Here is a 23,241-nt window from a genome sequence, read left to right as displayed (position 1 = left end):
GTCGGCGACGCGACGATCGCTTCCGTGAATCAACCAATTACGGTTCCAATGACTGATGCGGTGCCCGCCCGCGACAATCGCCAACGGTCACCCGACGCACCGCGGCCGGGACCGCTGGGCAGACTCGCGGGCCTGGCCTTTCGCCGGCGGGGAAGAGTGCTGATCGCCTGGGCCGTGGGCCTCGTCATCGCCTTCGGGCTGTCGATGGCTTTCGGGGGCGAGTTCGCAAACGCCTCCTCCGCGCCGGGCTCGGATTCCGAGCAGGCACAGCGCCTGCTGGGAGAGCGGTTCCCGGCCCAGTCCGGCGACACGGTGCGGGTGGTGGTGCGTGCGGACGAGGTCACCAGCGCCGAGGTGCGACGTGGCGTCAGCGCGCTGCTCGGCGAGCTGGGACGCGTGCCGCACGTAGCGTCGGTCGAGGATCCGTACTCCGCCAAAGGCTCCATCGCGCCGGACGGCCGGACGCTCGCCGCACGCGTCTATCTCGATGTCACCAACCCCAACGACATGCCGGTCGAAGACACCGAACGGCTGCTGGCCGCCGCCGAGGCGGCCGAGGGCGACGGGCTGGAGATCGCGCTCGGTGGACGGGCCGTGCAACTCGCCGAGGCGACCCGGTCGGGATCCGAGCTGATCGGGCTGCTCGCGGCCGCGGCGATCCTGCTGATCATGTTCGGGTCGGTGGTGGCGGCCGGGCTGCCACTGGCCATGGCGATCGGTGCGCTGGCGGTGAGCGCCAGCCTGGTCGGCGTCGTGGCGGCCGTGGTGGACGTGCCCGACTTCGCGCCCATCATCGGCATGACGCTGGGCATCGCCCTGGGCATCGACTACGCGCTGCTGCTGGTGACCCGGTTCCGCGAATGGCGGGCGGTGGGACTCGACCCCGAAGCGGCAACCGCAGCGACGCTCGACACCGCCGGCCGTGCGGTCCTCGTGGCCGGCGGCACGGTCATGGTGAGCATGTCAGGGCTGTTCGCGGTGGGCCTGTCCATCATGAACGGCACCGCCATCGTCACCATGGTGGCGACCCTGGTCGTGATGGTCGCCGCCATCACACTATTTCCCGCGTTGCTGGGCTACCTGGGGCGGCGCATCGACCGGCTCCGGGTGCCGCTGGGACGGCGCCGTACCGCCCAGATCTCCGCCGACGGCCACCTGGTGCCAGCGGCCGGCTGGGCGCACTGGAGCCGGCTGGTGCAGCGACACAACGTACTCGCCATCGTGACGAGTGTCGCTCTGCTGCTGGTGCTGGCCGCGCCGTTCCTCGGCGTCCACTTCGGTCTCCCCGACGCAGGCAACGACCCCGAGGATACGTCGAATCGGCAGGCGTACGACATGCTGGCCGAGGGATTCGGCCCCGGCGAAAACGGGCCGTTGCTCGTCGCGGCGGAGGTGTCGCCAGCCGAAGGCGACGCGGCCCTCCAGCGGCTACAAGCCGAGCTCGGCCGCACGGCGGGAGTCGCAGCGGTATCGCCGCCACGGCTCGATCCTGCCGGTGACACGGCGCTGATCACCGTCGTGCCCACCACCGGACCGCAGGAGGCCGCCACCGAAGACCTCGTCCAAACCTTGCGCGACGACGTGATCCCGGCCGCGACCAAGGGCACCAGCACAGAAGTACATGTCGGCGGCGCAACCGCGGCGGTGATCGATCTCAACGCGTTGATCGCCAACCGGCTCGCGCTGCTCATCGGTGGCGTCGTCGTCGTGTCGATGCTCCTCTTGCTGGTGGCCTTCCGCAGCGTCGTCATCGCGGTCACGGCTGCCGTGATGAATCTGCTGTCGGTGGCGGCGGCGTACGGGGTGGTGGCCTTCTTCCTCGACGGCGGCTGGGCCGGCAGGCTGGTCGGCATCGACACCGCCACCCCGATGGCCGCGTTCGTCCCGGTCATCATGTTCGCGCTGCTGTTCGGCCTCTCCATGGACTACGAGGTCTTCCTGATCAGCCGGGTGCGAGAGTCGTGGGTGCGTACCCAGGACAACAGCCGGGCCATCGTCACCGGACTGGCCAGCACCGGACGGGTGATCACCGCCGCCGCAGCCATCATGATCGTTGTCTTCGCGGCGATCGTCCCGAGTGACCAGGTCTTCATCAAGGTCTTCGGGCTGGGCATGGTCGCGGCCATCCTGGTGGACGCGACCATTGTCCGGATGCTGCTCGTGCCGGCGATCATGCACCTGCTCGGCCGCAGCAACTGGTGGCTTCCTCGCGTCATGGAGCGGCGCCTGCCCCAGCTGCACGTCGAAGGACCGCCCGATACGTTCCTGCGCCCCATCGATGAGGCGGAACTGCTCCCGTCCCGGTGAGGCAGACAGCGTCTACCGGCCATCCCCCGGCAGCGGCCCGCCCGTACGACGGCCAGCTGTCACAGTCGGCCACGAGCCGTCGTCCACAGGGCGACGACGCCCGAATCACATCTCGTGACTCACCCAACCAGAAGGAGCACATTGTGCGGAGAGTATTTGCTGGCCTGGCGATCCTGCTGATGCTGGCCGTCGTAGCACAGTTCTACTTTGCCGGGAGCGGCGCATTCAGCACCGCGCCCAACGACGAGTCCTTCCGGCCGCATCGCGCGCTGGGGTACGTGATCTTCCTCTTGCCGGTCCTGATGGCAATCGTCGCCGCGCTCGCCCGGATGCCAGGACGACTGGTCGGGATGGCCGGTCTGGTCGCTGGGCTGACCGTGGTCCAGGTTGTCATCGCGCAACTCGCCAAGGCGTTCGACGACGGGGACAGCGCAACGGTCGGCCAGCTCGTCTTCGGTCTGCACGCGGTCAACGGTCTGGTCATCATGGCCGTGGTCGGGATCATCGTCCGGCAGGCGCGAGCGCTGCCGGGGCCCGCGGTGACCGATCGACCGGCCGGCGCGGGCGACGACGCGGGGATGCCCGGACCAGCAACCGGATCGGCTCAGCCGGCGTCATGACAACGGGTCAGTTGATCATCGTGGACCATGCGGTCGCGCTGCTGAGCGTCGCCGCATGGCTCACGGCCGGCGTCGCTGTCGCCTTCCGGCGCGCCCGGCTGGCGCTCGGCCTTCTCGCTGCGGCGGTGCTGGTAACCCTTGCCCGGATGACCACGGTGGCGATGCTGGCCGCTCGGGGCTGGTGGTTCGTGCAGGAGAAGGTGCTGCTGGGCCTGCCGATGCTGGCAGCCGCCGGGGTGGCCGCCGTCCTGATCGCCGGCCCGCGGCTGCTCACGGCGGCGAGGCGCGCGCCCGAAGCCGGGACACTCGCCAGCCGGGCGACGGGCGACGGGATACCGGCAAGCAGCGTGGTCTTGCTGCTCACCGCCGGATACGCGGCCCTGGCCGGGCTCGTGGTGACCTTCCTGGCCGGGTACCCCCTGACCTGGAGCACCGCATTGATCGCCAGTTCCCTCGTCTGCGCGGCCGCACTGCTGACCGCGCGCGTCGCAGCCACGCCGGCCGACCCCACCGGCGACGCCGACATCGCTCCCATACAGGCACCGAACGGAAAGCCCGGATTCTCGCGCCGCCGGTTCATCAGCTTGGCGGGGGGAGCAGTCGTGGCGAGTACCGGCACAACCGGCGTCGGCCTGTTGTTCAGGCCGGCTGAATCCGTCGCCACCGGAGGCGGTCCCGGGCGGTCGTCCAGCTCCGGAGCGGCCGTGTCCGTGGCCGACCTGTGGGGGGCCGACGCACCGGCGCCGGGCGGCACGAGGCGGCAGTACGTACTCACCGCGCAGACCGCCACCGTCCGGCTCCCATCGGGACCTGAGATCCAGGCATGGACCTACAACGGCCGGGCCCCCGGTCCGCCGATCACCGCCACCGTCGGCGATATGATCGAGGTGACGCTGCGCAACACCGACATCGACGACGGAGTGACCCTGCACTGGCACGGCTACGACGTGGCGTGTGGTGAAGACGGCGCACCGGGCGTGACCCAGGACGTGGTGGCACCCGGCGAGGAGTTCGTCTACCGCTTCCGCGCCGATCAGGTGGGAACCTACTGGTACCACACCCACCAGGCCTCACACCGTGGCGTGCGCAAGGGGCTGTACGGGACCCTCGTCGTGACACCACGCGACACGCAGCAGGCGGACGAGCCCGCTCCCCCACAGCACCTGGATCTGACTCTGCCGGTGCACACATTCGACGGCACCGTGGTGATCGCCGGTCAGGACGGGCGTACCGAACACACCGCGCCAGCCGGTACGCCCGTGCGGTTGCGGTTGATCAACACCGACTCGGATCCACACCGGTTCACGCTGGCCGGCACGCCCTTCCGGGTGACGGCCGTCGACGGCCGGGATCTAAACCAACCTGGCGAGGTTCGTGATGTGGGACTTCGCCTGCCCGCTGGCGGACGGCACGACCTGGTCTTCGCCATGCCAGACACCGCGGTGGTGCTCGTTGTCGACAACGATCACGACGGCGGCGTGCGGCTGCGTCCGGAGGGCGCCGCCGCCGGTGAGGATCCGGCCGTCGAGGACACCTCCGGCTGGCCGGAGCTCGACCTTCTGCGTTACGGAGAGCCGGCCGCGGTGCCGTTGGATGCCAGCAAAGCCGACCGGCACTTCACGATCGTCCTGGACCGTGCGGTCGCCATGGTCGACGGTGCGCCGGCGTATGCGCAAACGGTCAACGGCCGCGGCCACCCGTCGATCGCGGATCAGCTCGTCGCCGAAGGTGACATCGTCCGGTTCACCGTGGTCAACCGGAGCCTGGAGACTCACCCCTGGCACCTGCACGGCCATCCCGTGCTGATCGTGTCCACGGACGGCAGACCGTCATCCGGCAGCCCACTGTGGATGGACACGTTCGATGTCCGTCCCGGGCAGGTGTGGGAGGTCGCATTCGCGGCCACGAACCCCGGGATCTGGATGAACCATTGTCACAATCTGCCCCACGCACATCAGGGGATGATGCTGCAACTCCACTATGACGGAGTCACCACACCATTCGGCGGCTCGCACACCCCCCACACCGGAACGGGCAGGAGTCCACGGCATGGACACTGAAACATCGTGCCCTACTCGACACGCCGCCCGGTGCCCGGACGATCCCAGGTCGGATTTCGTTGCCCAGGTATACCGCCACAGCCGCACCGTCATCGATGCCGAACTGCGGCGCCTGGCACGCAAAGTCCCCTCCTTGCGTCGGACGGACCTGGACGTCATCGCCGCGACCCTGGAGGAAATAGCTGAGTCCTTGCTTCTCGCTCGGCTGCGCAACGCACCGCAGGACACCGCACCGCTGCTGCGGCTCTTCGACACCCAAAGGGTCGACATGTGACGCGGTCCCACCGGTCCGCCCCACCAGCCACCAAAAAACTCTCGGGGCGGGCGATAATCAGGCTGAACCGCCCCGCCGGCCGGCCCTGACGGACAGCGGGACAACAACGCTCACCGCTCGCCCCCGCAGCAGGATCAGCTCTTCCCGGTGAGTGAGATGCGGGTACCGGAGGCGGTCTGTGGTTGATCGGCTGGAACTGGCGATCTTGATCGGTCTGCAGGCGTCGGGCAAGACAGCGTTCCGCCGCCGCCTGCTGACCGACAATCATGTGGTGGTCAGCAAGGACGCGTTCCCGAATGCCCGCCATCGCCAAAGCCGTCAGATGCGGCTGGTCAACGAGGCCCTGGCCACGAGGCATTGCGTCGTGGTGGACAACACCAATCCCTCACCTCACGAGTGGCAACCGCTGATCGAGGCTGCCCGCGCCCACGGCGCGATGACGGTCGGGTACTGGTTCCCGCCCGATCTCCCTGCGGCGCTCGATCGCAACGCGGCGCGTGAGGATCGAGCCCGGGTGCCGGACGTTGGGCTGTATGACACGCTCAAGCGGCTCCGACGCCCTCGGCAGGCCGATGGATTCGACCGGCTGTACGAAGTCCGGTTCGACGACAGGGGCGGGTTCCAGGTCGAGCCGATGGCAGGCTGAGGGGTGACACCGCACCTCGCCGTATCAAGGGGCACCGTCGTGCGCGGTGACGTAGCTGCGGTAGATCTCGGCGCCGACGACGAGGTCCTGCCACGGCATGCCGGTCCCCTTGAACAGCCTGGGTCCACCGGTGGACAGCTGCGCGCTGCCGGTCACGACGTCGCGCAGCGCGTACAGGTCCTCCTCGCGCACGACGCCGGCGGCCAGGGGGATCACGACGTCGCCCGCCTCGCGTAACGCGCTGGCGCGGGATTCGACGACGACGCTCGCGCGGTTGACGAGCCGGTCGTCGACCTCACGCATGCGCGGGGAGTGTGAGCCGATCGCGACGACAACGGCGTCCGCCTTGACCAGAGTGCCGTCGAAGAGCGGCGCCGGTGCACTCGTGCAGCAACAGATGATGTCCGCCTGCGCCACCGCCGCTGCGGACGCGTCGGGGCCGGACACCCGTACCGGGACGCCGGTGTCGGCGAGGTGCGCGGCGAGACGGTCGCGGCGTGCGCTGTCGCGTCCCACGAGCGAGACCTCGCTGATCTCGTGCAGCGCGAGCATCGCCTCCGCGTGGCCGCGCGCCTGCGGTCCGGTACCGAACACCGTGAGCCGGAGCGGGCCGGCCCCCTTGCCGGGCAGGAGGTGTCGTACGGCGAGCGCGGAGACCGCGGGGGTGCGCAGGTTTGTCAGGGCGACACCGTCGATGATGGCGGCCGCACGTTGCTCGGGACCTTCGAAGAGGATGAAGGCGCCCTGGATGAGCGGTAGTCCGTGGCGGGGATTGTCCGGGGTGCTGGAGAGCAGCTTCACGCCCGAGAAGGTTCCCTGGGTGGACGGCATGACGAGCAGTTCGCCGGCCTGGGTGGTCACCCGGGAACGGGGTGTGTCCTGCTCGGGATCGAGGCCGCCGCGGAGGGCGGTCTCCAAGGCGTCGACCGCGTTCCGGATCGGGATCTCCGCGACGTCGTCTCCGGAGATCAGGTGCATCCCGGCAAACCGCCGGACAGGAGGGGCGGAGCGAGTGGGATCCTCGTTGACCTCGTTCATAGCGCCCGACGCTATGTGAAGAACTCGAGGGAGCCGACATTTCCATCCGGTCAGGCTGGTGTCGGCGATCCCGGCCAGCCGAGCGGCAACACTGGGCTGCCCCTCCCGGCCGGCGACCAGCCACCAGCCGGTACCCAGCAGGCGCGACCGCCGTGACCGCCGGCTGGTGTGCGCCTGCCTGATCCGGCTCGCGCTCGAGGGCGGCATCGACGCCTACTGGCGGCGGGTCAAGCCGACGGTCGCCTCGTGCCGGCAGGGCCAGGCGAAGCAGCTGATACTGCGACCGGTCCGCGGACTCAACCATGGACCGTCGGCCGATTCTCTCGCGCCGTGCGCACCGTTACGCTCCGTACGGACGCGTAGCGCCCCTGGTGGTGGAGGCGAACCATGGCACGCAGAAGTCTGGCGGTTCTGCTGGGTGCGGCGTTGGGGCTGGGGGGACTGGTCGGGATTGCCGCGCCGGCACGGGCACTGCCCACGCCCACCGGATACCCGATCAAGGGCGTCGATGTGTCCTATTTCCAGGGGCCCTCGCTCGACTGGGCCGCGTTGGCGGGGGGCGGCGCATCGTTCGCCTACATCCGCGCCAGCGAGCAGGACGGCCAACCGGTGCCGCACAACAATCCTGATCCGTACTACGCCACCAACTACGCCGGCGCCCGAGCCAACGGCCTCTACACCGGGGCGTACCACCGGGCCCGCCCGGATCTCAGCAGCGGCAAGCAGCAGGCCGGCGTCCTGCTCGACTTCGCCCCGTACGTCGCCGATGGACGCACGCTGCCGCCGATGTTGGACCTCGAGTGGCCTCGGGTTGATTGGGGCCTGAACGACTGCTACAACATGACGCCCGCCCAGTTGGTGACGTGGGTCCGCGACTTCGTCACCGAGATCGCCGCACGCACCGGCCGGCAGGCCATGATCTACACCAACACGAACTGGTGGAACCCCTGCACGGCCAGCAACACGACCTTCGCGGCGAACCCGCTGTTCATCGCCAACTACTCGCAGAATCCGCCGCCGCTGCCGGCCGGGTGGTCGTCCTTCGCCATCTGGCAGCACGCCGCGGGCACGTCCATCCCCACCTCAGGTTTCTCCACGCCCGATCTGGACGTCTTCAACGGCGACCACGCGGCGCTGGCTCGCCTGCTCGGCGGTCCGGCGACCGGCCTCCTGGCGACGGTCAACAACCGGTACGTGACCGCGGCGGACGCCGGCACCTCCCCGCTGATCGCCAGCCGGACCGCCATCGGTCCATGGGAGCAGTTCGACCAGGTCGACGCCGGCGGCGGGTTCGTGGCATACCGGTCCCGCGAGAACGGCCGATACGTCACGGCGGAGAATGCCGGTGCCTCCCCGCTCATCGCCAACCGGGCGAAGGTGGGCCCCTGGGAGAAATTCCGGATCATCACCAACGCCGATGGCACGGTCAGCCTCGTCGCCAACGCGAACAACCGCTACGTGACCGCGGAGAAGGCCGGCACCTTGCCGCTCATCGCCAACCGGGCGGCCATCGGCCCCTGGGAGAAATTCAGGTTCGTCGCGCCGCCGGCCCTGGTGCACCTGCTCGCCACCGTGAACCTCCGGTACGTCACGGCCGCGAACGCCGGCAGCTCGCCGCTGATCGCCAACCGGACGGCTGCCGGCAACTGGGAGCAGTTCGACCAGGTCGACGCCGGCGGCGGGTTCGTCGCCTTCCGCGCGCGCGTCAACGGCAGCTACGTCACGGCGGAGAGCGCCGGTGCGTCCGCGTTGATCGCCAACCGGACCGCGATCGGCGCCTGGGAGAAGTTCCGGATCATCACCAACGCCGACGGCACGGTCAGCCTGCTGGCCAACGCGAACAACCGCTACGTGAGCGCGGAGAACGCCGGCGCCTCCCCACTGATCGCCAGTCGGACGGTCGTGGGGTCGTGGGAGAAGTTCTTGCGGCTGACCCGCTGACCTGGAGGGCGGACGAAAGCCCGCGGTGATGGCAACGCGGCCGGTCAAGCCAGGCCGCTAAATCGGGGTGCGGTGCACGGCCAGGCGCTCTAGGTTTCCGCCGTGACGATCGACATCGTGAGCCTGGCGGAGCGGCCGGACCTCGCCCCCCTGCTGCACCGGGACTTCGACGGGGCGTGGCCGCAGTTCATGCTCTGGGACCCGATGGGCGCGGTGTACTACAACGTCGCCCACGACCTCTACCCGGAGTTCGTGTTCGCGGCCGTCGACTCCGCCGAGCCCGGTCGCGCCGTCGCCCGGGCGTACGCCGTGCCGTTGCGCTGGACGGAGCCGGAGCTTCCCGACGGCGGCTGGGACCGGGTGATCCAACGGGCCGCCATCACCCGGCTCACCGGCGCGACCCCGAACATCGTCTCGGCCATCGAGATCTGCATCCGGCCCGACCGGCGCGCCGCCGGGCTCTCCGCCCTGATGCTCGCCGCCATGCGGCAGGCCGTCGCCGAACTCGGCTACGACACCCTGGTCGCCCCGGTCCGCCCGAGCGGCAAGCACACCCGCCCCGAGCTGCCGATGACCGCGTACGCGGCGCAGGTCCGCGAGGACGGCCTGCCCGTCGACCCGTGGCTGCGGGTGCACGTACGGGCGGGCGGGCGCATCGAGCGGGTCGCCACCCGGTCGATGATGATCAGCGGGACGCTCGCCGAGTGGCGCTCCTGGACCGGCCTGCCGTTCGACGCCAGCGGGCCGGTGCTCGTACCAGGAGCCCTGTTGCCGGTGCACTGCGACGTAGCGCACGACCACGCCGTCTACGTCGAACCCAACGTCTGGGTCCGCCACCGGCTGTAGGCGAGGCCGGGACGGCTGCCCTACGGCCGGATGTCCAGGGCGCCGATCAGCCCGTCGCGCAGCGTGAACCGGTGGCGCAGTCGGACCGGGCTGCCCGGAAACGTGCCCGTGACCAGCGTCGTGACGACCAGGTTGCCACCGGCCTCTTCCTCGACGGCCTCCGGTATGGCCTTGTAGTCGAACTCGGCCGCGGTCCGCTCGCGCCAGGCCCGGATCGCCGCCGGGCCCTCGTAGGTCCGGTCCTCGTCGGCGACGATCGCGTCGTCGGTGAAGCAGCCGACGAAGGCGTCGACGTCGGGCTCGGCCGTCAACTGGTAGTAGCGGACGATCACGTCGGGAACGGTTTGGGTCATGTCGCTCTCCTCGCGTGTCGCCGCCCGCTTACCCGACGAGACACCGGTCATTCCCGCCGTCGCCGGCGCCGGCCGGCGAGAGCTTGAGCGTGCGCGGCGGTCACGCTGCCGCCCCGGGCGGAGGGTCCAGCTCGACGGTGACGGTCGAGCCGGGAGCGAGCGAAAACGACCTGCCCCAAACGGCCACCTGGACGGGCTGGTCCGCTCCGGGGGCGGCGCAGATCTGCAACCGCTCGTGATCCACGTGCAGGGAAATCAGCTGGTTCTGATAACGGATCACGCAGTCGAGCCCATCGAGCCCGTCGGGCAGCAGCGGGTTGAGCCGGAGCATGTCGCCGCGGACCTCCAGTCCGGTGTAGCACCGTTGCAGGATGTCCAGCGTTCCGGCGGTGGCGCCGAGATGTATGCCGTTCCGCGTCGAGCTGTGCTCCGGATCCGCGAGATCGGTGCCGAGCGCGGTCAGCAGCATCTCGAAGGATTGACGACGGTCCGTCCGGGCCAGCACCCACGCGTGCGCGACCCGGCTCAGGGTGGATCCGTGTGCCGTGCGGGACAGGTAGTAGTCGACGGTGGCGGGGATCCGGGCCGGATCGAACTCGTAGCCGAGGCCCCGCACCAGCCCGGCGAGTTCGCCGGCGCTGAACAAGTAGAGCAGCATGAGCACGTCGGCCTGCTTGGAGATCTTGTAGCGGTTCGGGTCCTTGCCCTCGGCCTGCAGCATCGACCCCAGCAGCCGCAGGTCGCCGTACCGCCGCCGGTACCGGTCCCAGTCCAGTTCCGCCAGATCGCCGTACCCTTCGAACTGGGCGAGGATCCCGTCGTCGAGGAAGGCCAGCCGTAGTCGGCGCGCGATGTATCGCCACCGGCGGCATTCGTCGTCCGTCGCGGCGACGTCGGGCCAGGGCATCATGCCGGGATGCCGGCTGAGGATCGCGGTGGCCTCGTCGGCGCGGCCGAGCACCCAGGCGACCATCACGTTGATGTACGCCGAGTTGTCCAGGCCCTGGCCGGGCCGGCCCGGGTACCCGTCGTGGTACTCGTCGGGTCCCATCACGCCGCGGATGTCGTACCGGTCGTCGGACGGCCGGTAGGTGGCCAGTCCGGCCCAGAGCCGCGCCGTCTCGGTCAGCAGTTCCAGCCCGCACCCGGCGAGGAAGGACAGGTCACCGGTCGTCTCCCAGTACCGCCACACGCAGTAGGCCACGGCCAGGTTGACGTGCTGCTGCCGGCCGGTGTAGTCGTCCACCGACTGTCCGGTCACGGGGGATGGCGAACAGTCGGGGCTCTCATCCCGGCCGCTGTCACCGCTCTGCCAGGGAAACAGCGCACCTGCCATGCCCGCCGCGGCCGCCTGCCGCCGCGCCGCGGTCAGCCGCCGGTGCCGGTACTTCAGCAGGGCCCGGGTCAGCTCCGGGAACCGCAGATTGAGGTACGGGTAGACGAACAGCTCGTCCCAGAAGATGTGTCCGTGGTAGCCCTCGCCGTGCAGCCCTCGCGCGGGCACGCCCGCGTCCAGATCGAGGGTGTGCGGCGACAGCGTCTGCAACAGATGGAAAGTCTGCACCCGTACCGACAACTGCCAGGCGTGCTCCTCGCCGACATCGAGCCGGAAACGCTCCCACAGGCGGGCCCAGGCGGCGGCGTGCTCGGCCAGCAAGGTGCCGAACGTCCCGGCGTAGCGCAGCTCTTCGAGTGCGGCCGTCAACGGTTCGGACACCGCCAGGTCCTGGGTGGAGAACACCGCAACGGTCTTCTCCACGCAGACCGGTTCGCCGGGCGTCACGTCGATCCCGATGATCTGACTCACGTCGTCCGGCTCGTGGACGGCGGCCGGCCTGCTGTGGGCGACGCTGGTGTCGGTGATTCTGGTGCGCGCGGTGACGGCCACCTGGTGCCGTGCGCAGGTGGTCACCGCCGTCAACCAGATGGTCTCCCCGTCGTCCTCGCCGGTGGCCACGTCGGTGAGGTGCCGGCCGCAACCGCCCGCTTCCGCCGGCGCGTTCGCGTTGACCACCCGACCGTCGATGCCCGACCTGATCTCCAACCGGCCCGACCAGTTCTCCGCGACGATGCTCGTCTCCAGCGCCGCCAGATGGGGATTCGCCATCGACACCAGTCGTCGCTGGCGGATCCGGGTCCGCCGCTGGTCCCGGTCGACCACGAGCAGTTCCCGGCGGTACAGCCCGCACCGCAGATCCAGCGCCCGGTGCTCGTGCACGCGGTGCCCCTGCCCCGGTGCGAGCCAGTCCCCGCCGGCGGGACGGAACGTCAACGGCAGCCAGTTCGGCAGGTTGACGATGCTCTCCGTGCCGTCCGGCAGGCCGGTGCCGGAGAGCCGGTTGTGGAAACCGGCCAGGTAGGTGCCGGGATAGTGGACCCCGTCGGCCCAGGCCTCTGGAGCCGCCCCCCGGGTGGCCAGGTACCCGTTGCCCAGGGTCAGCATCGTCTCTCGCGTACCTTCACCTGGTCCGTCACCGTTCCGGTACGCCAACACCCAGCCGCCCGGCAGACTCTCGGTGCACAGCTCACACCCAGGGTCCACGTCCGCCGGCACCCGGTACTCCTCTCCCACGGCGCGCTGCCCTTTCCCCGGCTCGGGCTCGCCAAACTCGAGGAGGGGGTGGCCGGTCAGGCGACGCCCTGGAGACGGGCGACCATGTCGGAGACGGGTGGCCGTGGGCGCGGGCGGTGCACGAGGAAGATGTCGCGGGCGATCGGCTGGTCGAGGTCGCGGACGACGTAGTCACCCGGTTCGGCGGAGCGCAGGGTGGTGCCCGGGACGACGGCGACGCCGATGCCGGCGCTGACGAGGGCGAGGGTGACCGCGTAGTCCCGGGTCTCGTAGGACACGCGCAGCTCCACGCCGGCCCGTCGGGCCGTCCCGTCCAGGGCCACCCGGTTGGGCACCCCGGGCCCGCCGGAGATCCACTCGTCGGTGGCGAGCCCGGCCAACGTCAGCCGGTCGGTGCCGGCGTGGCGGTGGCCGGTGGGCAGCACGAGCCGCAGCGGGTCGGCCATCAGGTGCGCCCGGTGCAGGCCGGTGGCGGGCGGCAGCGGCACGTCGGGGTAGCGATGCGTGATCAGCAGATCGAGGTCGCCGGAGGTGACCAGGCCGTACCCGTCGGGCGGCTCGATGTCCAGCAGGGTGAGGCGCACCTGCGGGTGGGCGCGGCGGAACGTGGCCAGTGCGGTGGGGACGAGCGCCTTACCGGCGCTGGCGAACGTGCCGACGGACAGGTGCTCACGGGGCAGCCGGCGGGCGCCCCGGACGGCCTCTTCGGCGTCGTGGAGAGCGCCGAGGACACGTTCCCCGTGCCGGACCAGCAGCTCGCCGGTCGCGGTCGGCCGTACCCCGCCGGGTCCGCGGTCGACGAGGCGATCGCCGACCTCCCGTTCCAGCTTCGCCAGTTGCTGGGACAGGGCCGAGGCGGTGAACCCCATGCGCTTGGCCGCCGCCGCGATCGAGCCGGCGTGGACGACCTCGACGAGGACTCGCAGCCGCTCCACGTCCAGTCCCATTAGCGTTCCTTACTTCCCGTTAGCAAGTCCCGCTCCAGCTTATGGGCCGAGGACGGGCAGAGTAGGAGCATGATCCGACACGCACAGATCGGGGCGGCGACACTGCCGGCGGCCGAGGACGTCCGACGGGCCGCCGAGCGGATCGCGCCGCACATCCGGCGTACGCCCGTACTGGAAGCGGACGTGGACGGCCGCCGGCTGACGCTGAAGCTGGAACACCTGCAACTCACCGGCTCGTTCAAGGTCCGCGGCGCGCTGAACGCGCTGCTGAGCGGGCCGGGCACCGGCCGGGTGGTGATCGCCTCGGGCGGCAACCACGGGCTCGGCGTGGGCGCCGGCGCCCGGCTGCTCGGCGTCCGGGCCACGATCTACGTGCCGCAGACGGTGCCACCGGCCAAGCAACGGCGCATCGCCGCGACCGGTGCCGACGTGGTCCGGCACGGCCGGTCGTACGCCGAGGCCGAACTCGCCGCCCGGACGTACGCCGCCGAGCAGGGACTGCGTTACCTGCCCGCGTACGACGACCCCGACGTCGTGGCCGGGCAGGGCACGGTGGGCCTGGAGATCGTGGACCAGGCGCCGGACTGCGACACCGTGGCGGTTGCCGTCGGCGGCGGCGGGCTGATCGCCGGGGTGAGCCTGGCGGTCGGGGCGCGCGCCGTCGTCGGTGTGGAGCCGGCCGGGTGTGCCAGCCTGCACGCCGCGGTGGCCGCCGGACAGCCGGTCGACAGCCCGGTCGACTCGGTGGCCGCGTCCGCGCTCGGCGCGAGCCGGGTCGGGCGGATCCCGTACGCGATCCTCGGGGCGACCGCCCCGCAGCTGGCCCTCGTCGACGATCGCCAGATCATCGCCGCTCGTGATCGGCTCTGGGAGGAGTTCCGGCTGGCCGTGGAACCGGCCGGCGCCGCCGCGTTCGCGGCCTGGCTGGCCGGCCAGGTCCCCGGCGACCACGCCTGCCTGGTCGTCTGCGGGGCCAACGCCGACTGGTCCCCGACCGGCGAGAGCCGGTGAACGGGCAGCCCGCCCGCCGGCAGGCCGGCCTCTGGAATATCGCGGGCTCGGGAGAGCCCGGTGCCATAGATTGGCCTGGTGAACGAGGCGGTTACCGTAGTCGAGCGGGTGGTGACCGACCGGGGTGAGCTGGTGCTTCGACAATCCGGCGGGCACTTCGAGATCGTCGACAACGGCGTGTTCCTGATGGACACCCGGGCCGGAGCGTCGGAGCGGCTGCTCGTGCGCGAGGCGCTCAACCTGGTACGGCCCGGGGCGCGGGTGCTGATCGGCGGACTGGGGGTGGGCTTCTCGCTGGCCGAGGCCGCGGCCTCCAGTGTGCCCGCGGAGATCGTGGTGGTGGAGATCGAGGAGACGCTCATCGACTGGCACCGCCACCGTCTGGCCGCCTACAGCGGAGGGGCGCTCGACGACGCCCGGGTGCGGATCGTGAACGAGGACCTCCTGGCCTGGCTTCGTACCACCCGGGAGGTCTTCGACGCCATCTGCCTCGACATCGACAACGGCCCCGACTGGACCGTCTTCCAGCCCAACGTCGCGCTGTACGACGACGCGGGCACCGCCCTGCTGCGCGACCGGCTCGCAGCCGACGGCGTGCTGGCCGTCTGGAGCGCCTCGGCCGCGCCGGCGTACGCCGCCCGGCTCGAGGCGGTCATCGGTCCGGTCGACACCCACCTCGTCGAGGTGCCGCGCGGCGAGCCGGACGCCGTCTACGTGGCGCGCCGTGCGGCCCCCGGCAATCCGTGATTCCTGAAGGCCCTACCGGTTCAGGTCCCAGTCAGGTCGCCCGCAGTCGCGCCACCAGGTCGCGGACGGCGGCCTCGAAGTCGTCGTCGGGGCCGAACCGGTGTCCCTGGACCGGTGGCGGCACGGTGTCGTCCGGCGGGGCCGGCAACCCGTGCGGGTCACGCAGCCGCCGATCCACGATGTTCGCCGGATCAGCCGGGTCGGTCGGCCTCCCGGCGATCGAGCGGCCCGGGTCCGGGGCGAAGATCCAACCACCGATCGGGTCGGTGTCCCGCCACAGGTTGAGCCAGCGCCAGCTCACCCGGTCGCCGATGTCGCACAGCGTGGCGTGGCCCAGGTGCGCGGGGAAGAGCCTGCTGTAGAGGCGGCGCGCCGGAGAGGCATGGGTCAGCAGCGCGATCCGGTCGAGGCAGGCGGGCTGCAGTTGCAGCACGGTCGCCGCCGCCAGGACCGCGCCGTGGCTGTGCCCGGAGAGGACCAGGGTTCCGTCGTGGCTGGTCAGGTGCCGGATCCGTCGGGTGAGCTCCGGTACGGCGCGTTCGGAATAGCAGGGCGGGGCGAGTGGGTGGGCGGCGCGCGGCCAGAACGTGGCCACGTCCCACAGCACTCCGACGAAGCGGGTACGCGCGCTCGGCTTGTGGGTCAGCAGCGCGGCGACCGCCATCGCGATGGCGAAGAGCCCGGCCAGGTTGGTGCCCAGGTGGCTGATGAACACCGTCGCTCGGGCCAGCGACTCTCCCCCGATGCGGAGGCTCAGATCGCGCGGCCCGATGCCCGCAAGCGACAGTCCCGCGGAGCCGAGGATCAGCACGAAGATGACCGCGTACGCGGCGGGCAGTGGCCAACTCCGGTCGGTGAGCTGCGCCTGGGCGATGGCGTTGCACACCGTGCGGACCCGCGGGTGCGATTTCGGCGGGGCGTCCGGGAAGTCGCGGCGCAGGATCTCCATCGCCACCCGCCGCCGGTGCCTCCTGGTCAGCAGGCTGCGCAGGAGGGCGGCGACCACGGTCACCAGCAGGGCCACGAAGAAGCCCATCGCGGCCCACCGGTAGGCCAGCGGCGGTAGCAGCGGTGGGACCCCGGCCGGCAGCAGGCGGCGCGGTGTCGGGTTGACGTCCCGGTCGAGATAGTCGGAGGCCGTGTAGACGAGGGCGGACGCGAACGCCACCCCGAGGCCGATGGCGAAGGTGATGACCACGGGGGCGCCCAGGCCGCCGAGGAACGTCGCGGTCCTCGTCCGCCTCGGCCGGCGGACCACGACCGCGCTGAGGATGAGCAGCAGCACGACCTGGCTCACGTAGAGCCAGGCGACCAGGGAGCCGTAGCCGGGCAACTCGGCCCCCGGGATCCACCGGGACCGGGGCAGGGCGGCGTAACCGAGGGTCAGCGCGGTGACCACCAGCATGGCCACCAGCACGGTACGACTGGCCAGTCCGAGCCGCCGGTCGTGCGGGTGGCCGGGCCGGGCCGGGCGGCAGAGCAACGCCGTGGCGGCGACCATGACGGCGACGGTGAGGGCGACCAGGCCGTAGCCGGCCCCCCGGTTGTCATGCGGGGCGATCACGCTGAGCAGGACGACGTCGACGGCGCCCAGGGCGATCGCGACGTGCAGTTCGCGCAGCCGGCGCAGGAGGATCCGGTTGTCCCAGAAGTCGTGGTCGTCGAGCCGGAACGCGCCGAGACCAGCCGGCGCGGCTGTGGCAGAGGCGTCCTCGGACAGCCGCCACGACCGCGCGCCGAGCCACCAGACGACCGCGACGGCGGCGATCGGCACCAGGGCGGCCAGCGCCACGCGCTGACCCGGCTGCACGTCGGCGATCCAGGAGATCGGCCAGCGGCCGTCGGTGCACCGGGGGTCGGCGGCGCACTGCCAGGCGACCAGGTCGATCGCCACGCCGGTCACCGACAGCACGTACATCGCGGTCAGGGTCCCGGCCAGCAGCCGGCAGGCCGCGCGGGCGACCGCCCCGGGGCCGGGCGCGGCCGGCGGCAGCATCCAGATCGCGATGTTGCTCAGCATGAACGGCAGCAGCAGCATCAGGGAGAAGGCCCGGCTGGCCCTGCCGCCGGTCAGGTTGCCCCAGCGGTAGGCCTCGATCAGCACCCCGCCGGGTCCCCGCGGGTCGCCGAAGCCCGCCTTGGGGCGGAAGAATCCTGCGTTCTGGTCGCCCGCCACCCTCGTCGCGATCGGTCGATCGAGGCTCTCCTCCGCGCTGGAGCCGCCGACGCCGGGTACCCGCAACTCCGTCGTTTCCACCGGCACCTGCCGTCCCGTCGTCTGTTCGCCGCGGCCGCTTACCCGTTGCGTCGCGCCCTACGCGGCGTCGGCCGGTCAACCTGCGGCCCGAGGACGCGGACTGCCTGTCCGCGGCTTCAGCCGCGGTTCGCCTCGAGCGCCAGCAGGCCCTGGGCCTGCACGACGGAGACCGACAGGGTCTTGTAGCCCACATCGTCGAAGAGCACGGTCATCCGGTCCTTCTCGTAGCCGAGGACCATGCCTGATCCCCATTTGGCGTGCCGAACGGTGCTGTGCAGTGGGTACGGCCCGTCGCCCGGGATCACCTCGGAGGTGCCGCCGTGGCAGTTGTCGCAGTGCCCACAGGGACGGCTCAGCTGCTCTCCGAAGTAGCCCAGCAGTGACTGCACACGGCAGCCCCGGCTCTCGGCGAAGCGGCGCATCATGTCGGTGCGGGAACGCTGCCCCGCCTGATAGCGGGCGTACTCGGCCAGCGCCTCCCGAGCCGCCTGATCGGGCAGGGGCGCATACCGAGGGACGGTGAGCTCGCCCTTGGCGCCTGTCGCCACCGCACCGACCTGCTCAAGCAGACCGATGTGGCTGGCGACCTTGCGCTGCCCCAGGCCGGTGGCCTTTGCCAGCGCGCTGCGCGTCACCGGGCCATTGTGCAGGACCGCCGCGACCGCTCGCAGCTCTTTCAGTTCAGGCGCGCCGCCGTTGAAGAAACGTTGCAGGGCAACGTCTTCGGCTCGGTAGAGCAGCAACGCCCGGGCCGGCTCACCGTCGCGCCCGGCCCGCCCGATCTCCTGCAGGTAGCTGTCCGGTGAGTCGGGCAGCGCCACATGCGCCACCCAGCGGAGGTTCTGCTTGTCGATGCCCATGCCGAACGCCGACGTGGCGACCATGATCGGCACCCGGTCGGCGAGGAAGTCTTCGTGGCGGCGGTGACGCACCCCGGCCGCCATACCGCCGTGGTATGCCTGTGCGGGAAAACCCGCGTCGGACAGCCGTTCCGCGAGTTCCTCGGCGGCGCGCCTGGTCGGCACATACACGATGCCGGGCGGGTCGGTCTCCTTGAGCAGGGTGAGCAGCCTGCGCCAGCGGTAGTCCTCGCTGGGGCAGTGCGCCGCCGCCACGAAAAGGTTCGGACGGTCCAACCCGGACAGGACCAGCCGCGGCTTGCGCATGCCGAGCCGCGCGGTGATGTCCTCGCGCACCGGCGGCGATGCCGTGGCGGTCAACGCCACGACCGGCGGGCGTCCCAGGCCGCGGATGAGGTGGCCGAGTGTGAGGTAGTCGGGGCGGAAATCATGCCCCCACGACGAGATGCAGTGCGCCTCGTCAACCGCCACCAGCGCCGGACGCAGCGCGCGGACCTCGGCCAGCCGCTCCGGGGAACTGAGCTGCTCCGGCGTGATGAACAGGAATTTCGCGGCACCCGAGCGCAGCTCGGCCAGCGCCGCGGCCTGCTTGCTCGGGCTCTCCGCGGAGCTGATCCGAACAGCGCGCAAAGCAGGATCCGCCCGCTCGTTGAGGTTGCCGATCTGGTCCTGCTGCAATGCCAGCAGCGGGGAGATCACCACCGTGGGGCCGCGCAGCAGCGTGGCGGGAACCTGGTAGACGGCAGACTTTCCGCCCCCGGTTGGCAGCACGACCAGCGTGTCGCGGCCCGCCAGCAGCGCGCGCATCGCGCGCATCTGCGTAGCTCGAAGCTTCTGCCAGCCGAAGTGTCTACGGGCGGCGCGGCGTAGCCGCAGGGAGGGGAATAGAAACATCATCGCCGCGCATGCTAACCAACCGCACTGACGGACATAAGATCATCCCAGGGCCGTCGTACGCCTCCTCCTCGGCCACGGCGTCGGGCCGGACGAGCCGCTGCCCGACCAGATCCGGGCATGCTGACTCCTGCCGCCCTGACCGTGACCGAGCAACGACGGTCGGTATCAGGGGTTTTCATCGTTGTGTTCCATCGGTACGGTGCCCGGATGCGACACGTCGGAACCTTGATCGCCGCGATTGTCATCGGTCCGTTGGCCTGGATCCTTCTCGCCATCGGACAGGGCCGCTCGGTCCAGGCCTTCACCGCGGCGCAGACCAGCGGCGCCTTCAACACGGGTGACTTCGTGCGGACTGCGCTGCTACTGGCAGCGGCGGGAATCCTGCTCGGGCTCATCGCCACCCTACGATTCTCCCCGCTCGGCGCCGTGCTGACCGGGATCGTGTACGCGGGCAGCTATCTCGCCATGATGATGCGCCCGACCTGGCTGCTGCGCCTCCTCGGCCACCAGGGGACCGTGGCCGGCCAGCACGCCGACCTGGCCACCCCGGTGCGGACCGGCACCACGCTGCTGATCGGTGCCGCGATGCTGGTCGCCGTGCTCAGCGTTCAGCGGTGGCGGCGCTGGCCACGACCAGCAGCCGAGGCACCCGAAATGGCAACTCCGGAAAGCTCTTCTTCGCCCGTCGCTCTGGCACCGGACCGCCCGCTCGGTGCCGAAGGGCTCGGCCTGACGGCGGCAGGCCAGACCCAGTGGCCCGACGCGACCACCGAGAACGACACCGGACCGCAGCCGGCCGGCGTCGGTGCCACGCACCGGGCGAACACGCTGCGAAGCAACTCCGAGGCCCGGCGATAATCGGGCAGCCACGCCGCTGCTCGCATGATCGGCCCCGCCCGAGGCGGCCTCGACGCGCACCGGGATGCCATGGAGCACGACGTTGCCGGACAGCGGGTCGACAGCCGTCTCGTCGGTGAGCACATTGCTGTTGACGCCGGCGGGCGCCTGCGCCGAGCTCGAGTCGGCCAACGAGACCTACCAGGACCTCATCCGGCGCCACCCGCAGCCCTGCCCGCTGGCGGGTGGGTCGCCGGTGGGTGCCGTACGTCAGGCCGGCAGGCCGGAGCAGGCGGCTCCGTCGATGGTGCAGGCCGTGGGCGTTGAGTTGACCGGCGCCCCGGACACCCGGAAGGTGACCCGGACCGAGCCGGCGCCGGGCACCTCCCCCGTGCTCCCGTCCGGCACGAAGGTCCACGTCGCGCCGGCGCGGGTGGCCCGGGCGCCGGTGACGGAGGTGACCTCGAGCGACTCCCGAGGCAGCGTGACGACCAGGGTCCACCCGGTCACCGCGGTCGGCCCGGCGTTGCTGATCGTCACGCCGGCGCCGTAGCTGAGCAGGGCACGTTCCTCGACGGCGAACGCGGCGCGCAGCGCGGCCGGGCTGGTCGACCCCGTCGCCGCCGGCGACGGCGCGCCCCCCGTCGTCGCAGCGGCCGGACCGGCCGGCGGCGCCTCGGTCGTCGTGCGCGCCGCCGCCGGTGGGCTGGAGGCGGCGGGCCTGGCCTCCATGCTGCGCGTACCGAACTCGGGGATCGTCGGCAGGTCGCCGTCCGGCGGTGGGTCGAGGACGACCGGGGTCAGGCGTTCCGGCGTCCGCAGCACCAGCACGACGGGTACCGCCGTGGCGACCAGCACCGCCAGTGACGCGATCACGGCGGCCCGGGTGAGCCGGGAGCCGCCACCGGCGCCGGCGAGGGCGCGCCGCACGGATCCGGCCACGGCCACGATCTGGTCGAGCACAACGATCACCAGAGTCCGCCGCGGCTGGGGCGGTGATGCCGGCACGAGCTCTGCCCCTTCAGATTCTTCACCGGACACCCGTCCCCGATCCGCCTCGCGGGACCAGACGCAGGTCACAGCGCGCGAAGCCCGGCGAGCATCGCCTGAAGCAGCACGACGGCGTGCTCGGCACCCGGGCACCCGGGCGACCAGGTCGTGCAGCGCCTCCGCCAGCCCGCCGGCGACCACTGACTGCCTCATCTACTGTCCTTTCGCTGCGGCCGGGTCGGGGATGCCGACGCTGTCCGAGCCGGCGGTGCCGGGGCTCGGCGGCAGCGGTCCGCCCCCGGCCCGCCTCGGCAGTCCGTCACAGGTCGTTCGCCTCGGCCAGCGCGGCGACGTCCAGGCCCGGCCCGTCGTCGGTGACCACGACGGCGCACCCCTGCGCTCGGGGTTCGCCGGCCACCCGCACCGTGGTGGTCACCGGCGAGAACACCAGCGCGTTCTCGATCAGCTCGGCCAGCAGGTGGACGACCGTCGTGACGGCGGGCCCGGCGAGCGACCAGGGCCAGTGCGGCGCGACCAGGACCCGGTGGTAGCACGACCGCCAGCGCGGCGAGCCGGGTCCGGGTCCCGTGGTCAGCGGTCCGGGTCCGGCTCACGACGCCGGCCGTTGCGGCCAGGGCTGCCCGGCCGCACCGCGCGACCGGTCGGCCAGGATGGTCCGCAGCAGGGCCAGCAGCTCCGTGCGGTTGGCGCAGTTGAGCCGGGACCGCATCCGCGCGACGTGGTGTTCCACGGTCTTCGCGGAGATGAAGAGCCGGTCGCCGATCTCCCGGTAGGTCAGCCCGGCCAGCACCAGCTCGGCCACCTCCCGCTCCCGGTCGCTGAGCCGGTGCGCCCCGGGGGCGGCGACGGCGTCGGCGGACGCCGGCCGCTGCCCACCCGTGGCCCCGGCCGGTCGGCCCTGGAGCATCCGGGCGCAGTCCAGCAGCATGCTCATCGCCCGCCGGTCCGAAGTGCGGATCGCGGCCTGCCCGGCGAGCCGGGCACCGTCCCAGCACAGCCCCGCGTCGTGCAGCCCGCGGGCGACGGCCTCCACCCGGACCGGGTCGACCTTCCCGCGCAGCACCTCGACCCAGCTGGTGGCAGCCGCGGCGACCACGGCCGCGTACCGGTTGTGGCCCGCGGCGGCGAGCAGGGCGGCCACGTGGCCGTCGGCGGCCGCCGGTTCCTCGGCGAGGATGGCCGCGTGCAACCCGCTCCAGTGCAGCGGGGTGCTCCACAGTGGCGGATCGCCGAGCCGGGCCAGCAGCAGGCGCGCCTCCCGCAGGTACGGTTCCAGCCGGCTCAGGTCACCCAGCCGGGCCCCGGTGACGGCCAGCTCGCCCAGCGGCAGCAGCGTGAACAGATCGACCGGGTGGCGGACCACCGCCTCCAGCGCATGCCCCCACCCGCGCTGGAGGGCGCCGAGGTCGCTGTTGCGCCGGGCGATCCCCATCTCCAGCGCGGAGGCGAAGAGCAGGTCCCTCGACTCGAGCGGGCGACCGCCGCCGGTCACCGTGGCGAGCTGGTCGGCCGCGACGGCCGTACGGCCCCGGACCATGGCGATCCAGGCCTGCAGCAGCCGGTGGCGCCGGACCATCAGCGGCCCGCCGACCCCGCTGGCCGCGGCCCGGTCGAGCACCCGCTCGGCGACGTCCAGCTCGCCGCAGTGCACCCCGGCCAACGCGGCGAGCGCCGCCGGACTGTCCGGCAGGAGCACCCCCCGCCCGGCCGGCTCCAGCAGGGCGGCGGCCTGCACGAGGGTGGAGAGCGCGGCGGTGGGTGGCCCGGCGACGCTGTCCCGGACCCCCTCGGCCATCAACCGGGCCGCGCTGGCGTGCAGGGTGGGTGGCTCCCCCGCGGGGTCGGTGCCGCGCGCGTCCGCCGCGTCGGCCGGGCGGCCGGCGGCGAGCGCGCCGACGGCGGCGAAGGACTGCGCCGAGGCGCCGCCCGCCCACCGGTACAGCTCGACGCTGCGGCCGACCTGGCCGCGGTGCGCCAGCGCCGTCGCGGCGACCACCGCCGCGCCCGACCGGTCGGC

At 71.7% G+C, this 23,241-nt stretch carries 19 protein-coding genes; 10 read left to right on the top strand and 9 right to left on the bottom strand.

Translation table 11 applies throughout. The features are described from left to right. Positions 1-60 precede the first annotated feature (60 nt). From DKT69_RS36635 to DKT69_RS36620, 5 genes are all read left to right on the top strand, one after another. Positions 61-2,307, top strand: a complete 2,247-nt coding sequence (locus DKT69_RS36635) for an MMPL family transporter (RefSeq protein WP_161558024.1) — start codon at positions 61-63, stop codon at positions 2,305-2,307. 143 nt (positions 2,308-2,450) lie between these two features. Continuing rightward, a complete protein-coding gene (locus tag DKT69_RS36630; protein ID WP_109805925.1) occupies positions 2,451-2,927 on the top strand; it encodes a DUF6220 domain-containing protein in 477 nt (158 codons plus the stop codon). A 20-nt stretch (positions 2,928-2,947) separates the two neighbouring features. Further along, positions 2,948-4,987 (top strand): multicopper oxidase family protein, encoded by a 2,040-nt coding sequence (locus tag DKT69_RS36625; RefSeq protein ID WP_236648732.1) that lies wholly within the window; start codon positions 2,948-2,950, stop codon positions 4,985-4,987. 133 nt (positions 4,988-5,120) lie between these two features. Beyond that, a complete protein-coding gene (locus DKT69_RS38745) occupies positions 5,121-5,261 on the top strand; it encodes a hypothetical protein (RefSeq protein WP_161558023.1) in 141 nt (46 codons plus the stop codon). 178 nt (positions 5,262-5,439) lie between these two features. Continuing rightward, positions 5,440-5,907: an ATP-binding protein gene (locus DKT69_RS36620; protein ID WP_201750046.1), complete on the top strand. Its 468-nt coding sequence runs from the start codon at positions 5,440-5,442 to the stop codon at positions 5,905-5,907. A 24-nt stretch (positions 5,908-5,931) separates the two neighbouring features. Here DKT69_RS36620 and DKT69_RS36615 read toward each other — a convergent pair whose 3' ends face one another. Then, on the bottom strand, positions 5,932-6,885 hold the full coding sequence (locus DKT69_RS36615; RefSeq protein ID WP_109805923.1) for an ornithine cyclodeaminase family protein: 954 nt from the start codon (positions 6,883-6,885) through the stop codon (positions 5,932-5,934). Positions 6,886-7,332: 447 nt separating this feature from the next. Here DKT69_RS36615 and DKT69_RS36610 point away from each other — a divergent pair, with 447 nt between their 5' ends. Together DKT69_RS36610 and DKT69_RS36605 are read left to right on the top strand one after the other, a co-directional pair. Beyond that, positions 7,333-8,886 carry a GH25 family lysozyme gene (locus DKT69_RS36610; RefSeq protein ID WP_109805922.1) on the top strand — a complete coding sequence of 518 codons (1,554 nt, stop codon included), beginning with the start codon at positions 7,333-7,335 and terminating at the stop codon, positions 8,884-8,886. 102 nt (positions 8,887-8,988) lie between these two features. Beyond that, positions 8,989-9,732: an N-acetyltransferase gene (locus tag DKT69_RS36605; RefSeq protein ID WP_236648728.1), complete on the top strand. Its 744-nt coding sequence runs from the start codon at positions 8,989-8,991 to the stop codon at positions 9,730-9,732. A 20-nt stretch (positions 9,733-9,752) separates the two neighbouring features. On the opposite strand, the gene DKT69_RS36600 is transcribed toward DKT69_RS36605, so the two are convergent. The 3 genes from DKT69_RS36600 to DKT69_RS36590 all read right to left on the bottom strand — a co-directional run bounded on the left by DKT69_RS36600 (position 9,753) and on the right by DKT69_RS36590 (position 13,604). Next, the gene (locus DKT69_RS36600; RefSeq protein ID WP_161558022.1) at positions 9,753-10,085 is read right to left on the bottom strand and encodes a nuclear transport factor 2 family protein; all 333 of its coding nucleotides are present in this window, start codon (positions 10,083-10,085) and stop codon (positions 9,753-9,755) included. 100 nt (positions 10,086-10,185) lie between these two features. After that, positions 10,186-12,579, bottom strand: coding sequence for a glycoside hydrolase family 65 protein (locus DKT69_RS36595; RefSeq protein ID WP_255420268.1), 2,394 nt, complete (start codon positions 12,577-12,579; stop codon positions 10,186-10,188). Positions 12,580-12,713: 134 nt separating this feature from the next. Beyond that, entirely contained in the window at positions 12,714-13,604 is an 891-nt protein-coding gene (locus DKT69_RS36590) for a LysR family transcriptional regulator (RefSeq protein ID WP_109805919.1), read from the bottom strand. A gap of 69 nt (positions 13,605-13,673) precedes the next feature. Between DKT69_RS36590 and DKT69_RS36585 the strand changes: the two genes are divergently transcribed. Then, positions 13,674-14,615 carry a threonine/serine dehydratase gene (locus DKT69_RS36585; RefSeq protein WP_109805918.1) on the top strand — a complete coding sequence of 314 codons (942 nt, stop codon included), beginning with the start codon at positions 13,674-13,676 and terminating at the stop codon, positions 14,613-14,615. A 78-nt stretch (positions 14,616-14,693) separates the two neighbouring features. Further along, the gene (locus DKT69_RS36580; RefSeq protein ID WP_236648726.1) at positions 14,694-15,362 is read left to right on the top strand and encodes a spermine/spermidine synthase domain-containing protein; all 669 of its coding nucleotides are present in this window, start codon (positions 14,694-14,696) and stop codon (positions 15,360-15,362) included. Between the two features lie 31 nt (positions 15,363-15,393). Here DKT69_RS36580 and DKT69_RS36575 read toward each other — a convergent pair whose 3' ends face one another. Together DKT69_RS36575 and DKT69_RS36570 are read right to left on the bottom strand one after the other, a co-directional pair. Further along, positions 15,394-17,619 carry an amino acid adenylation domain-containing protein gene (locus DKT69_RS36575; RefSeq protein ID WP_146231319.1) on the bottom strand — a complete coding sequence of 742 codons (2,226 nt, stop codon included), beginning with the start codon at positions 17,617-17,619 and terminating at the stop codon, positions 15,394-15,396. Positions 17,620-17,735: 116 nt separating this feature from the next. Further along, positions 17,736-19,376 carry a RecQ family ATP-dependent DNA helicase gene (locus DKT69_RS36570; RefSeq protein ID WP_109805916.1) on the bottom strand — a complete coding sequence of 547 codons (1,641 nt, stop codon included), beginning with the start codon at positions 19,374-19,376 and terminating at the stop codon, positions 17,736-17,738. A gap of 117 nt (positions 19,377-19,493) precedes the next feature. Between DKT69_RS36570 and DKT69_RS36565 the strand changes: the two genes are divergently transcribed. Continuing rightward, complete coding sequence (locus DKT69_RS36565; protein ID WP_146231318.1) at positions 19,494-20,234, top strand: hypothetical protein; 741 nt, start codon at positions 19,494-19,496, stop codon at positions 20,232-20,234. 249 nt (positions 20,235-20,483) lie between these two features. Here the strand turns inward: DKT69_RS36565 and DKT69_RS36560 are convergent, their stop codons facing one another. The 3 genes from DKT69_RS36560 to DKT69_RS36555 all read right to left on the bottom strand — a co-directional run. Then, positions 20,484-21,185, bottom strand: a complete 702-nt coding sequence (locus tag DKT69_RS36560; protein WP_109805914.1) for a cellulose binding domain-containing protein — start codon at positions 21,183-21,185, stop codon at positions 20,484-20,486. Between the two features lie 337 nt (positions 21,186-21,522). After that, positions 21,523-21,681 (bottom strand): ATP-binding protein, encoded by a 159-nt coding sequence (locus DKT69_RS40800; RefSeq protein WP_368666299.1) that lies wholly within the window; start codon positions 21,679-21,681, stop codon positions 21,523-21,525. A 132-nt stretch (positions 21,682-21,813) separates the two neighbouring features. Then, a partial coding sequence (locus DKT69_RS36555; protein WP_146231316.1) for a helix-turn-helix transcriptional regulator occupies positions 21,814-23,241 on the bottom strand: 1,428 nt, incomplete at its 5' end.

This window comes from Micromonospora sicca (genome assembly GCF_003172935.1).
Classification (GTDB): domain Bacteria; phylum Actinomycetota; class Actinomycetes; order Mycobacteriales; family Micromonosporaceae; genus Micromonospora; species Micromonospora sicca.
This window is presented reverse-complemented; position numbering and strand designations above follow the sequence as displayed.